This window comes from Cupriavidus sp. FW305-27, from assembly GCF_058787995.1.
In genome coordinates this window covers 1-12,578 of the sequence record NZ_JBYTAG010000115.1, presented here as the reverse complement: position 1 = coordinate 12,578, position 12,578 = coordinate 1, and the positions used below count along the sequence as shown (strand labels likewise).

At 68.3% G+C, this 12,578-nt stretch carries 13 protein-coding genes; 9 read left to right on the top strand and 4 right to left on the bottom strand.

From position 1 onward, the window contains the following. Positions 1 to 95: 95 nt before the first annotated feature. Positions 96 to 1,256, bottom strand: coding sequence for an FAD-dependent monooxygenase (locus AC3WRI_RS32275; RefSeq protein WP_492294943.1), 1,161 nt, complete (start codon positions 1,254 to 1,256; stop codon positions 96 to 98). Between the two features lie 350 nt (positions 1,257 to 1,606). Between AC3WRI_RS32275 and AC3WRI_RS32270 the strand changes: the two genes are divergently transcribed. The 4 genes from AC3WRI_RS32270 to AC3WRI_RS32255 are packed head-to-tail and all read left to right on the top strand — an operon-like array spanning position 1,607 to position 4,922. Then, positions 1,607 to 2,359 carry a maleate cis-trans isomerase family protein gene (locus tag AC3WRI_RS32270; RefSeq protein WP_010812897.1) on the top strand — a complete coding sequence of 251 codons (753 nt, stop codon included), beginning with the start codon at positions 1,607 to 1,609 and terminating at the stop codon, positions 2,357 to 2,359. An 11-nt stretch (positions 2,360 to 2,370) separates the two neighbouring features. Further along, positions 2,371 to 3,201: an alpha/beta fold hydrolase gene (locus tag AC3WRI_RS32265; RefSeq protein WP_492294942.1), complete on the top strand. Its 831-nt coding sequence runs from the start codon at positions 2,371 to 2,373 to the stop codon at positions 3,199 to 3,201. Positions 3,202 to 3,214: 13 nt separating this feature from the next. Further along, positions 3,215 to 4,294, top strand: a complete 1,080-nt coding sequence (locus tag AC3WRI_RS32260; protein ID WP_058696964.1) for a 2,5-dihydroxypyridine 5,6-dioxygenase NicX family protein — start codon at positions 3,215 to 3,217, stop codon at positions 4,292 to 4,294. Next, positions 4,287 to 4,922 carry an N-carbamoylsarcosine amidohydrolase gene (locus AC3WRI_RS32255; RefSeq protein WP_010812894.1) on the top strand — a complete coding sequence of 212 codons (636 nt, stop codon included), beginning with the start codon at positions 4,287 to 4,289 and terminating at the stop codon, positions 4,920 to 4,922. The genes AC3WRI_RS32260 and AC3WRI_RS32255 overlap by 8 nt, the downstream gene beginning before the upstream one ends. 27 nt (positions 4,923 to 4,949) lie before the next feature. Here the strand turns inward: AC3WRI_RS32255 and AC3WRI_RS32250 are convergent, their stop codons facing one another. Beyond that, the gene (locus tag AC3WRI_RS32250) at positions 4,950 to 5,705 is read right to left on the bottom strand and encodes a TetR/AcrR family transcriptional regulator (RefSeq protein WP_011614796.1); all 756 of its coding nucleotides are present in this window, start codon (positions 5,703 to 5,705) and stop codon (positions 4,950 to 4,952) included. An 83-nt stretch (positions 5,706 to 5,788) separates the two neighbouring features. Between AC3WRI_RS32250 and AC3WRI_RS32245 the strand changes: the two genes are divergently transcribed. After that, positions 5,789 to 8,068: a xanthine dehydrogenase family protein molybdopterin-binding subunit gene (locus AC3WRI_RS32245; RefSeq protein WP_492294940.1), complete on the top strand. Its 2,280-nt coding sequence runs from the start codon at positions 5,789 to 5,791 to the stop codon at positions 8,066 to 8,068. A gap of 60 nt (positions 8,069 to 8,128) precedes the next feature. Here AC3WRI_RS32245 and AC3WRI_RS32240 read toward each other — a convergent pair whose 3' ends face one another. Next, entirely contained in the window at positions 8,129 to 8,605 is a 477-nt protein-coding gene (locus AC3WRI_RS32240) for a MarR family winged helix-turn-helix transcriptional regulator (protein ID WP_010809248.1), read from the bottom strand. Between the two features lie 217 nt (positions 8,606 to 8,822). Between AC3WRI_RS32240 and AC3WRI_RS32235 the strand changes: the two genes are divergently transcribed. Genes AC3WRI_RS32235 through AC3WRI_RS32220 form a run of 4 tightly spaced genes read left to right on the top strand, consistent with a single transcriptional unit; the run spans position 8,823 to position 12,031 of the window. Next, the gene (locus AC3WRI_RS32235; RefSeq protein WP_037024398.1) at positions 8,823 to 9,710 is read left to right on the top strand and encodes a DMT family transporter; all 888 of its coding nucleotides are present in this window, start codon (positions 8,823 to 8,825) and stop codon (positions 9,708 to 9,710) included. Positions 9,711 to 9,767: 57 nt separating this feature from the next. After that, positions 9,768 to 10,556, top strand: coding sequence for an SDR family oxidoreductase (locus AC3WRI_RS32230; protein ID WP_010809246.1), 789 nt, complete (start codon positions 9,768 to 9,770; stop codon positions 10,554 to 10,556). Positions 10,557 to 10,610: 54 nt separating this feature from the next. Then, on the top strand, positions 10,611 to 11,012 hold the full coding sequence (locus AC3WRI_RS32225) for a methylglyoxal synthase (protein ID WP_174549480.1): 402 nt from the start codon (positions 10,611 to 10,613) through the stop codon (positions 11,010 to 11,012). A gap of 41 nt (positions 11,013 to 11,053) precedes the next feature. Beyond that, positions 11,054 to 12,031: a quinone oxidoreductase family protein gene (locus tag AC3WRI_RS32220; protein WP_058696962.1), complete on the top strand. Its 978-nt coding sequence runs from the start codon at positions 11,054 to 11,056 to the stop codon at positions 12,029 to 12,031. A gap of 75 nt (positions 12,032 to 12,106) precedes the next feature. On the opposite strand, the gene AC3WRI_RS32215 is transcribed toward AC3WRI_RS32220, so the two are convergent. Further along, positions 12,107 to 12,400 carry a YkvA family protein gene (locus tag AC3WRI_RS32215; RefSeq protein ID WP_010809243.1) on the bottom strand — a complete coding sequence of 98 codons (294 nt, stop codon included), beginning with the start codon at positions 12,398 to 12,400 and terminating at the stop codon, positions 12,107 to 12,109. Positions 12,401 to 12,578 lie beyond the last annotated feature (178 nt).

The following is a 12,578-nucleotide window of genomic DNA, read 5'->3' as shown; positions in this document are numbered from 1 at the left end:
GTGTTCATCGGGGGGCTGGGGGCGGTTTGAGCATCACGCATCGCTGCGCCGCGCCCCTTCGATGAGGGGCTGCGGCGAACAGGGTTGGTCAGGCGTCAGGCCGCTGCGGACAGCGTCCCGGTCCCGGCCGACACCAGCGGCACGTTGAAGACATCGTAGCCGAAACACCAGTCGGGGTTCTCGTTGCTGCGCAGCCAGGTGTTGTTGTGCGAGACCAGCTGGACCTTGCTCGCGCGCTCGTTGCGGTTCGCTTCATACAGCGCGAATGCCGAGGCGAAGTCGTCCACGCCGGTCTCGGTGAAGCAGCGCGTGAGCATCGCGGCATCCTCGATCGCCATCGCGGCGCCTTGTGCCATGTGCGGTTTCATCGGGTGGCAGGCATCGCCGAGCAGCACCAGGCGGCCCCGGCTCCACAACGGCAGCGGGTCGCGCTCCAGCAGCGGCCACTTGGTCACTTCGACGGTGCCTTCGATCAGCGACTGCACACCCTCGTGCCAGCCGTCGAATGCGGCGCGCATTTCCTCGATGCTGCTCGGGACCCAGCTCTTGCTCATGTCCCAGTCGGGCTCGGGCACGCCGGTGACGTAGTAGATCTCGTCGAGCTTGCTGGTATCGAAGTAGACCATCATGTGGCGGTCGTCGGTCCACCACTTGGTGCAGCGCTCATGCGTGAAGCCCTTGACGCGCGAGATCGGGAACACCGCGCGGTGCGCCACGTAGCCGGTGTACTTGGGCGGCTCGGCGCCCAGCAGCGTCTCGCGGATGCGCGAGTTGACGCCGTCCGCGCCGATCACGATGTCGGCCTCTTCGACCGTGCCGTCGGCGAAGCGCAATTGCACCACGTCGCCCTGGTCGGTGACGCTTTCCAGCTTCTTGTTGAAGAACAGCGTGTCGGGAGCCACGGCGTCGGTCAGCAACTTGTGGAAGTCGCCGCGGTGCACAGTCAGGTAGCTGGCGCCGTAGTGGCGCTCCGCGTAGTCGCCCAGCGGGATCTGCGCGATCACCTCGCCGCTCAGGCCGTCGCGGCTGTACCAGTAGTCGGGGTGGCAGCCCATGTCGTTGAGGGCGTTCTCGATGCCGATGCGCCGCATGATCTTCATCACGTTGGGCCCCACATGGATGCCCGCGCCCAGGCGCGAGAACGCCGGTGCCTGTTCATACAGCCTGACTTGGAAGCCGGCTCGCTGCAGCAGGGCGGCCGCGGCCGTCCCTCCGAGTCCGGCGCCGACAACTGCGATTCGCGGTTTGCCTTGCACGTTCTTTCTCCTGGCAATGACACAAGGTCGATGGGGGCTGGGGCGGCCACTCGGCCGACCGTTAAAAACGAGTGTACACACTCAAAATATCAAAGTAAAAGAAGAAATTGATGAACCTATGGAAAACCCTTACTGAAAACGTGAAGACGCTCGCACATCGCGCTGTATCGGTGAATTTACGCGCAAAAACAGGGATTGATTAGTTAAGTATGCACTGAACGAGTGAATTCGCGGCGGCGCAGATTCTGTTTGCCTAGATAAAGTGTGTACACTACAATAAATCTCAGCATGCAGAGCCCGCCAGGGCGAAGCAGGCAGGGTAGACAGACAAACAGATGACGGAGTCGACAGTGCAGAAAGTTTTCCGAATCGGCCAGATCGTGCCGAGCTCCAACACCACCATGGAAACCGAGATCCCGGCGATGCTGGCCGCGCGCCAGCTGGTGCGCCCGGAACGCTTCACCTTCCACTCAAGCCGGATGCGGATGAAGAAGGTGGTCAAGGAAGAGCTGGCGGCCATGGACGCCGAATCCGACCGCTGCGCGGTGGAACTGAGCGACGCCCGCGTCGACGTGCTCGGCTACGCCTGCCTGGTGGCCATCATGGCCATGGGCCACGGCTACCACCGCGTGTCCGAGCAGCGCCTGCAGGCGCATACCGCCGAGAACGGCGGCGACGCGCCGGTGATCACCAGCGCCGGCGCGCTGGTGGATGCGCTCAAGGTGATGGGCGCGAAGCGCATCGCCGTGGTGGCACCCTATATGAAGCCGCTGACCGAGCTGGTGGTCGACTACATCCGCAATGAAGGCTATGAGGTGGTCGACTACCGCGCGCTGGAAATCCCCGACAACCTTGAGGTGGGCCGCCATGACCCGGCGCGGCTGCCGGAGATCGTCGCGCAGATGAATACGGCCGACGCCGATGTCATCGTGCTGTCGGCGTGCGTGCAGATGCCGTCGCTGCCGGCCGTGGCCAAGGTCGAGGCAATGACCGGCAAGCCGGTGGTTACCGCCGCCGTCGCCACCACCTATGCGCTGCTGAAGCGGCTCGGGCTGGAGCCGGTGGTGCCGGGCGCCGGCGCGCTGCTGTCGGGCGCGTACTGAAGGGGGCGGCCATGGCAGACAGCACCTTTCTCTACGGCGCCAACGTGAACGCCAACGGCATCCGCCAGCACTACCTGCGCTATGGTGGGCAGGGCGGCGCGCGCGCGCAGCGCGATGCCGTCATCATCGTGCCGGGCATCACCAGCCCGGCAGTGACCTGGGGCTTTGTCGGCGAGCAGTTCGGGCGGCAGTTCGATACCTATGTGCTCGACGTGCGCGGCCGCGGCCTGTCGCAGGCCGGCGCTGAGCTGGACTACAGCCTCGATGCGCAGGCTGCCGATGTGATCGCGTTTGCCAAAGCGCTTGGCTTGCAGCGCTACGCCATCGTCGGCCATTCGATGGGCGCGCGCATCGGCATCCGCGCCGCGCGCAGCAAGCCGGCAGGCCTGACGCGCCTGGTGCTGGTCGATCCGCCGGTGTCGGGCCCGGGCCGCCGCCCGTATCCGTCGCAACTGCCGTGGTACATCGATTCGATCCGGCTGGCGCAGCAGGGCATCGACGTGGAAGGCATGCGCCGCTTCTGCCCGACCTGGACCGAGGACCAGCTGCGCCTGCGCGCGCAATGGCTGCATACCTGCGACGAGCGCGCGATCCTGGCCAGCTTCAATGGCTTCCATGAGGACGATATCCACGCCGACCTGCCGCACGTCGCCGTGCCGGCTCTGCTGATGACCGCCGGCCGCGGCGACGTGATCCGCGAGGAAGACGTGCAGGAGATGCGCAAGCTGCTGCCCGCGCTGCTGCTTGCGCATGTCGCCAACGCCGGCCACATGATCCCGTGGGACGACGAGGCCGGCTTCTACCGCGCCTTCGGCGACTTCCTGGGTGCGGCGCTGAACTGATCAAGGAGCGAACATGCCCGTAAGCGATTACGACCTGACCGCGGCGTGGAAGCAGGTGCTGACGCTGTCGAAGCTTGAGCCGGGACAGACCGTCACCGTGCTGACCGGCGCCGCCACGCATCCGCAGACGCTGCGCACCGCGATGGTGGCGGCGGCATCGATGGGCGCCATCGTCAACCGGCTCGACCTGCCGCCTGTCAACGGCGAAAAGGCGCTCAGCCGCGACGCGCTGGCCTACCTCGGTACCACGCCGCTCACCGGCAATCCCGCCGCCATCGCTGCGCTCAAGGCGAGCGACCTGGTGCTGGACCTGATGACGCTGCTGTTCTCGCCCGAGCAGCACGAGATCCTGGCGCAAGGCACCAGGATCCTGCTGGCGGTGGAACCGCCCGAAGTGCTGGCACGGCTGGTGCCGACCGAGGCCGACCGTGCCCGCGTCAAGGCCGCGACCGCGCGGCTGGGCAAGGCGCGCGAGATGCATATCGTGTCCGACGCCGGCATGGACCTGCGCTGCCGCCTGGGCGAATTCCCGGCGATCAGCGAGTACGGCTTTGTCGACGAGCCCGGCCGCTGGGACCACTGGCCGAGCGGCTTCGTGCTGACCTGGCCGGACGAGGGCGGCACCAACGGCACCATCGTGCTGGACCGCGGCGACATCCTGCTGCCGATGAAGTCTTACATCCAGGCGCCGATCCGCATCACGGTCGAAGCCGGCTATGTGCGCCGCATCGAGGGAGGCGTGGACGCCGAACTGCTGGCCGATTACATGGCCTCGTTCAACGACCCCGAGGCCTATGCCATGTCGCATATCGGCTGGGGCCTGCAGCCGCGCGCCAGCTGGTCGGCGCTGGCGATGTACGACCGCGAGGCCACCATCGGCATGGATGCGCGTGCCTACGAGGGCAACTTCCTGTGCTCGTTCGGTCCCAACAACGAAGCCGGCGGCAGCCGCACCACGGCCTGCCATATCGATATCCCGGTGCGCCACTGCACCGTCAGCCTGGACGGCGAGCCCGTGGTGGTGCGCGGCAAGGTGATGGACGGCCACCACGCGCCGGCCGCTTCTCTCTACAAGGACGCGCGCCATGGATGACGCCGTGCAGACTTACCAGCGTCAGGGCTTCGGCGCGTCGATTCCACTGAAGGCCCCATACGGCCTGCTGATCATCGACTTCGTCAACGGCTTCGCCGACCCGGCGGTGTTTGGCGGCGGCAACATCCCCGAGGCGATCCGCAATACCCAGCCGCTGCTGCGCACCGCGCGCGAGCAGGGCTGGCCGGTGGCGCACAGCCGCATCGTGTTCGCCGACGACGACAGCGACCACAACATCTTCACGCTGAAGGTGCCGGGCATGCTGACGCTGAAGGAGGATGGCCACAACAGCAAGATCGTGCCGGAGCTGGCGCCGGCGCCGGGCGAACTGGTGGTGCGCAAGACGGTGCCGTCGGCGTTCTTCGGCACCTCGCTGGCGGCCTGGCTGACGCAGCGTGGCGTGCAGACGCTGCTGGTGGCGGGTTGCGTCACCAGCGGCTGCGTGCGCGCCAGCGTGGTTGACGCGATGTCGCTGGGCTTCCGCCCGCTGGTGGTGTCGGATTGCGTGGGCGACCGCGCGCTGGGTCCGCATGACGCCAACCTGTTCGACATGGCGCAGAAATACGCCACCGTGCTGACGCGCGACGAGGCACTGGCGCAGGTTGCCGGCGTGCGCGCCGCCGCCTGAGGCGTGGCGACGCGGCCGGGCCTGGCGTCAGCCTGCCGCCGCGCGCCGGCCGCGGGCTGGCTTGCGCGGCGCGGCCGGCGGCGCCACATCCGCATCCGGCACCGCGCCGGGCACGGCCACGGCGCGCAGCACCGTCTGCTGGATCACATCGCGCCAGTGCGCCAGCGCGGGCGGGCTCATCATGGGTTCGCCCAGGAAGGCGCTGAGCGTATGATGGTTGGAGTTGTAGAAGTAGCCAAGCGAAGCGATCACCATATAGACATCGCGCGCGCCCGCGTCGGGCCGGAACAGCCCCGCGGCTTTGCCGCGCGCGAGGATGCCGTCGAGCACCGACAGCGCGTAGCTGGAGATCTCGCGCAGCCGCACCGACTTCTTCGCGTGCTTGCCCTGGCTCATGTTCTCGCTGGTCAGGATGGCGACGAACTCCGGATGGTCGAGGTAGTACTGCCAGACGAAGTCGATCAGCTGCGACAGCGCGCGCACGGGGTCGGCGGCGTCGAGCTCATGTTCCAGCTGCTGCTCGGCTTCATTGAGCTGCAGGTAGATGGTCTCCAGTACTTCGACAAACAGCTTTTCCTTGCTGCCGAAGTAGTAATAGATCATCCGGTCGTAGGTCTTGGCCAGCGACGAGATGCGTTCGATGCGGCCCCCGTCGTAGCCGCGCTGGGCGAAGACCTTGATCGCAGCCTTCAGGATGCGGTCGCGGCTGTCCTGCGCTTGTCTGGCCCGCGTGCCGGCTGGCGCCCGCTTTGCGGTTGGCTTGGGCGCGGTCGTGATCGTCATGGTCGATGCTTGGGCTATTCCACTGTTGGCTTGCAGTATAACGGGCGCCCCGGGGCGCAGCCGGTGAAGGAGATGGCAGAACGATGACGGCAACCAACCTGCAACCCTCGGCACAGGCCGACGCCGAAACGCCGCGCACGCTGCGGCTGGCGCTGCTGCAGGCCACCGGCGTGCTGCTGGTGACGCGCGCCCCGCAGGCGGCGCCGCGGCCCGCGCCGGGCCAGCCCGGCGCGGCTTCGGACTACGTGCCGGCGCTGCCGGACATCTTCATTGCCGTGCGCGACAGCGGCGAGGTGCTGGCCTTCAACGGCCACGTCGACCTCGGCACCGGCATCCGCACGGCGCTGGCGCAGATCGTGGCGGAAGAACTCGACGTGCCGCTCGAACGCGTACGCATGGTGCTTGGCCATACCGAAGCCACCCCCAACCAGGGTCCCACTATCGCCAGCGCATCGATCCAGATTTCGGCGCTGCCGTTGCGCCGCGCCGCGGCACAGGCGCGTGCGTGGCTGCGGGCGCGTGCCGCGCAGCGGCTCGGCGTGGAGGCCGGCGGGCTGGAGGCAGAAGACGGCGTGTTCCGCGATCCCGGCACGCAGGCCAGCATCGGCTATGGCGCGCTGCTTGCCGGCGAGCACCTGGAACTGCCGCTGGCCGAAGACATACCGACCAAGCCGGTCGAGTCCTACCGCATCGTCGGCCGCGCCGCGGGCCGCGTCGATATTCCCGGCAAGGTGCGCGGCGCGCTGACCTTTGTCCACGACGTGCGCGTGCCCGGCATGCTGCATGGCCGCGTGGTGCGACCGCCGTATGCGGGGCGCGACAGCGGCGACTTTGTCGGCAACAGCCTGCTGGAAGTCGACCGCGACTCCGTGCGCGACGTGCCCGGCCTGGTCGATGTGGTGGTGCAGGGCGACTTTGTCGGCTTGGTGGCCGAGCGCGAGGAATACGCGGTCCAGGCCGCGCGCCGGCTGCGCGTGCGCTGGAAGCCGGTGCCGCCGCTGCCCGCGCTGGACGATCCGGAGCCCGCGCTGCGCGCCAATCCGGCCACGCGGCGCGAGTTGCTGTCCGACGGGGAGCCGCCGGCAAGCGGCGCCGGCACGGTCTTGCAGCGGCGCTTTGTCTGGCCGTACCAGATGCATGGCTCGATCGGCCCGTCATGCGCCGTGGCCGACTGGCATGACGATGGCCTGACGGTGTGGTCCGGCACGCAGAACCCGCATGTGCTGCGCATCGACCTGGCGAGGCTGTGCGGGCTCGGCGAAGACCGTATCGAGGTCGTGCGCATGGAGGCCGCCGGCTGCTACGGGCGCAACTGCGCCGACGATGTCTGCGCCGACGCGGCACTGCTGTCGCGCGCGGTCGGGCGGCCCGTGCGCGTGCAGCTATCGCGCGAACAGGAACACCTGTGGGAGCCCAAGGGCGCGGCCCAGCTGATGGACGTCAGCGCCACGCTGGGGCCGGACGGCGCGCTGCTTGGCTATGACTTCACCAGCCGCTATCCGTCCAACGATGCGCCCACGCTGGCGCTGGTGCTGACCGGTGCCGTGCCCAACGCGCCGCGCACGCTGGAGATGGGCGATCGCACCGCCGTGCCGCCATACGCGTATGGCGCGCGCCGCATAGGTTGCGACGACACCCCCGCGATCGTGCGCGCGTCCTGGCTGCGTGGCGTGTCGGCGCTGCCCAATGCGTTTGCGCATGAGTGCGTGATCGATGAGCTGGCGGCAGAGGCGGGTGCCGATCCCGTGGATTTCCGGTTGCGGCACCTGCCGGATGTACGTGCCGCGGCCTTGCTGCGTGCCGTGGCTGAAGCGGCTGGCTGGCAGCGGGGCGTGGCCGGATCGCGGGGCATCGCGGATGCCGAAGGCCGGCTGCGCGGCCGGGGCGTGGCCTATGCCCGCTATATCCACAGCCGTTTCCCGGGCTTCGGCGCAGCCTGGTCGGCCTGGGTGGTGGACCTGGCGGTGGATGCCGGCAGCGGCCGCATCACCATTGAGAAGGTGGTGGTCGGGCAGGATACCGGCATGATGGTCAATCCCGACGGCGTGCGCCACCAGATCCACGGCAACGTGGTGCAGACCCTCAGCCGGGTGCTGAAGGAGCAGGTGCGCTTCGATGCGGATGGGGTCGCCAGCCGCGAATGGGGCAGCTATCCGCTGCTGACCTTCCCGGAAATCCCGCCGATTGAAGTGGTGCTGATGCCGCGCCAGTCGGAGCCGCCGCTGGGCGCGGGCGAATCGGCCTCGCTGCCGGGCGCGCCGGCGCTTGCCAACGCCTTGTTCGATGCGATGGGGGTGCGGCTGCGCCGGCCGCCGTTCGTGCCCGAGACGGTGCTGGCGGCGCTGGCGGCGATGAATAGCTGACAGTTTTCTCCCCTCTCCCGCAAGCGGGAGAGGGGAGAAAACCCTCGGCGTCCGTGGACCCTAGACGCCGTTCCCCTCGTCGATCTCACTCATCTTGCGCAGCAGGTAAGTCACCGCCACACGCTCGGCCGGATTCAGGCTGCCGAAGGTCTGCTCCGAGATTTCCTTCGCAAACGGCACGGTCTCATCGATCAGTGCCAGCCCGTCGGGCGTGACCGTCACCACCACCTTGCGCCGGTCAGTGGGATCGTGCGACACCGCAATCAGCTCACGCGACTTCAGCCGGTCGATGATGCCCCGCACCGTGGCCTGGTCGATGGCGGTGGCGCGCACCACCTCGTTCATCGAACACGGCTGGCGGTCCCTGACCGCGCACAGCACCACGAACTGCGCCGCGGTCAGCTGCGAATCCGGGATGGTCTGCTGGAAGATCGCCACATGGCGCTGGTAGGCGCGCCGCAGCAGGTGGCCCACCTGCTCGGTGAAGTCGTAGTCTGCGGCGGTCTTGCCGGAAGGCGGGTCGGAGGGCTGGGGCACGAACCTGGTGCAGTGGGTAAGGTGACCCAGAGTATACCGAGGAAGGGGGCAGGAAAGGTGGCCAGGAAGGTGGCCGGAGCCGCCGAGGTGATGCCCGATGCCATTGCGTCTTTTCGAATACAATCGTCGGGTCGTTTCGCGGGGCCGACGTGCCCGCCCGCTTTCCCCTGTATTCCCCGTGCCCGCCTCCCAGAAGTCTCTCGCCGCACCTGCCGCGCTGCCGTCGCCGCAGCGCTCGGGCCTTGTCATCGCCGCCGTCGGCGCGGTGCTGTTCTCCGCCAAGGCGATCGTCGCCAAGCTGATGTACCGCTACAACGTCGATGCGGTGATGGTGATCACGCTGCGCATGCTGTTCGCGGTGCCGCTGTTCATGGCGATCGGCTGGTGGCAGTCGCGCCGGCTGGCGCCGCTGTCGTGGGCGGATCGCGGCCGCGTGGTGTTTCTCGGCTTTATCGGCTACTACCTGTCGAGCTTCCTCGATTTCATCGGCCTGCAATACATCACCGCCGGGCTGGAGCGGCTGATCCTGTTCCTGACGCCGTCGTTCGTGCTGCTGGCCACCGCGCTGGTGTTCCGCCGGCCGATCGCCATGCGCCAGTGGCTGTCGCTGCTGCTCGCCTACGCCGGCATCGTGCTGGTATTCGCGCATGACCTGGACGTCAGCGGCAGCCAGGTTTGGCTGGGCGGCGCGCTGGTGCTGGGCAGCGCCATGACCTATGGTATCTACCTGATCCTGAGCGGCGAACTGGTGCGGCGTATCGGCTCGCTGCGCCTGGTGGCGTATGCGATGTGCGTCTCGACCGCCTGCTGCGTGATCCAGTACCTGGTACTGGGCCGGCCGGTGGCGGAACTGGCGCAGCCGGCTCCGGTGATGTGGCTGTCACTCGTCAATGCGGTGTTCTGCACCGTGCTGCCGGTGTCGCTGACCATGGTGGCGGTGTCGCGTATCGGCGCGCCGATGGCGTCGCAGGCGGGCATGATCGGCCCGGTGTCGACGCTGTTCCTGGCCTTCTGGCTGCTGGGCGAGCCCGTCAGCGGCGTGCAGCTGGCCGGCAGCGCGCTGGTGATGGGCGGCATGTATTTGCTGTCGGCAAGAAAGACGTGATTCCGGGCCGGCCCCGGAGCTGGCCCCCCCAAAGACAACAGACAAAAGGAGAAAGACATGGATCTGGGACTGCGCGGCAAGCATGCGCTGGTATGCGGCGCCAGCAAGGGCCTGGGCTTTGCCTGCGCCGACGCGCTGGCGGCCGAGGGTGTTGACGTGGTGATCGTGGCGCGCGGCGCCGAGGCGCTGGAGAAGGCCGCGGCCGGCCTGCGCGCGCGCCATGGCCGCCGCGTGATCGCGGTGGCGACCGACATCACCACGCCCGAAGGCCGCAAGGCGGCGCTGGACGCCGTGGCCAAGCTGGGCGACCTCGACATCCTGGTCAACAACGCCGGCGGCCCGCCGCCGGGCAACTTCCGCGACTGGGAGCGCAGTGACTGGCTGGCCGCGCTGGACGCTAACATGCTGACCCCGATCGAGCTGATCAAGGCCACCGTCGACGGCATGATCGCGCGCAAGTGGGGCCGCATCATCAATATCACCAGCGGCGCGGTCAAGGCGCCGATCGATGTGCTGGGCCTGTCCAATGGCGCGCGCTCGGGCCTGACCGGCTTTGTCGCGGGCGTGGCGCGCGAAGTGGCGCAGCACGGCGTGACCATCAACAACCTGCTGCCGGGCCCGTTCAACACCGACCGCCTGCTCAAGACCATGGAAGGCGGCGCCAAGAAGGCTGGCCTGAGCGTCGATGAGGTGGCGCAACGCCGCGCCGCGGCGAACCCGTCGCGCCGCTTCGGCGAGCCGGCCGAGTTCGGCGCCACCTGCGCGTTCCTGTGCAGCCGCCATGCCGGCTACATCACCGGGCAGAACATCCTGCTCGATGGCGGCGCCTACCCGGGCACCTTCTGATCCCGCTGCTTTCTCCTGTTTCCTGACGTTCACCGACCCCGCAACAAGGAACCCCTGATGACTCGCCCCCGCATCGCGCTGATCGCCCACGACCACAAGAAGGACGACATCGTTGCCTTCGCCACGCGCCACCGCGCCTTCCTTTCGCAGTGCGAGCTGCTGGCCACCGGCACCACCGGCGGGCGCCTGATCGACGAGGTCGGGCTGGAGGTGACGCGCATGCTGTCGGGGCCGTGGGGCGGCGACCTGCAGATCGGCGCGCAACTGGCCGTAGGCCTGGTGCGCGCCGTGGTGTTCCTGCGCGACCCGATGACGCCGCAGCCGCATGAACCCGATATCAACGCGCTGGTGCGCGCCTGCGACGTGCACAACGTGCCCTGCGCCACCAACGTGGCCACTGCCGAGTTGTTGATCGCCGGGCTTGCCCGCGAGGTCGACGAAGCGGCGGCCAGTTGAATTCCCGATCGATGCAACACCATAGCGAAGGAGCGACACAGATGAGCAAAGCCATCCGGATCGAGCAGACCGGCGGTCCCGAAGTCATGCAGTGGGTCGATGTCGAGGTGGGCGAGCCCGGCCCCGGCCAGCTGCGCGTGCGCCATGAGGCGGTGGGCCTGAACTACATCGATGTCTATTTCCGCACCGGGCTGTACAAGCAGCCGCTGCCGGGCGGGCTGGGCATGGAAGGCGCCGGCGTGGTCGAAGCGGTGGGCGAGGGCGTGCGCCACGTCGCCGTGGGCGACCGCGTGGCCTACGCTGGCCGACCCACCGGCGCCTACGCGCAGGTGCGGGTGATGCCGGCCGATATCGTGGTGCGGCTGCCCGATGCGATCCCGTTCGACACCGCCGCGGCGATGATGCTGCAGGGCCTGACGGCGCAGTACCTGATCCGCGACAGCTACAAGGTGCAGCCGGGCGACACGGTGCTGCTGCATGCCGCCGCCGGCGGCGTCGGCCTGATTGCGAGTCAGTGGCTCAAGGCGCTCGGCGTGACCGTGATCGGCACCGTCGGCAGCGACGCGAAGGCCGAACTGGCGCGCGCCAACGGCTGCGCCCACACCATCGTCTACACGCGTGAGTCGTTCGTGGAGCGGGTCAGGGAGATCACCAACGGCAAGGGGGTGCCGGCGGTCTATGACTCGATCGGCAAGGACACCTTCCAGGGCTCGCTCGACTGCCTGGCGCCGCGCGGCACCATGGTCAGCTTCGGCAACGCCTCGGGCCCGGTGCCGCCGTTCGACCTGTCGGTGCTGGGCAACAAGGGCTCGCTGCGGCTGACGCGGCCGACGCTGATGACCTACGTGGTGCACCGCGAACTGCTGGAGCCGATGGTGGCCGACCTGTTCGACGCCGTGGCCACCGGCAAGGTGAAGATCGACGTCCGCCAGCGCTACGCGCTGTCTGAGGTGGCGCAAGCGCATCGCGACCTGGAAGCGCGCAAGACCACGGGCTCGACCATCCTGCTGCCGAACTGAGCAACAGCCAGGCAGGCAAGCAAAAGCCCCGGGGCGGCAGGCGCTGCCCCGGGGCTTTGGCTTTGAGCGATGCCGTCAGTGCGGCCGGACCGTGGTGGCGGTGGCGCGCGTCTGCGCCTGGCGCAGGATATGCGGCGGCAGGCGCTTCAGGATCAGGTGCACCGCCAGCGGAATCAGCACCACGTCATCGACAATGCCCAGGCCCGCGACCACGTCGGGGACCAGGTCGATCGGCGAGATTGCGTAGAGCAGCAGCCCGATGGCGGCGGGCTTGAGCCAGGGCGGCGCGTCCGGATGGCGCAGCGCGTACCAGAACAGGCGCCCGTCGCGGCGAACCAGCGTCCACAGGGCCGAAAATCGCTTCCACATGAGAGGCCTCCTTCACATTGCGGGCGCCGGTTACTGGCGCATGCACAGATAGCTTGGGCCGTTATCGGCGGCTTCAAGTTCCGCAAGGTATGGGCGGTGCGGGGAGGGTGCCCGGAACGGGCGGCAGGGCGGGGAATTGTGGCGATTCCGCCCCCGCGCGGTGGAGGCGGGCGCCGGG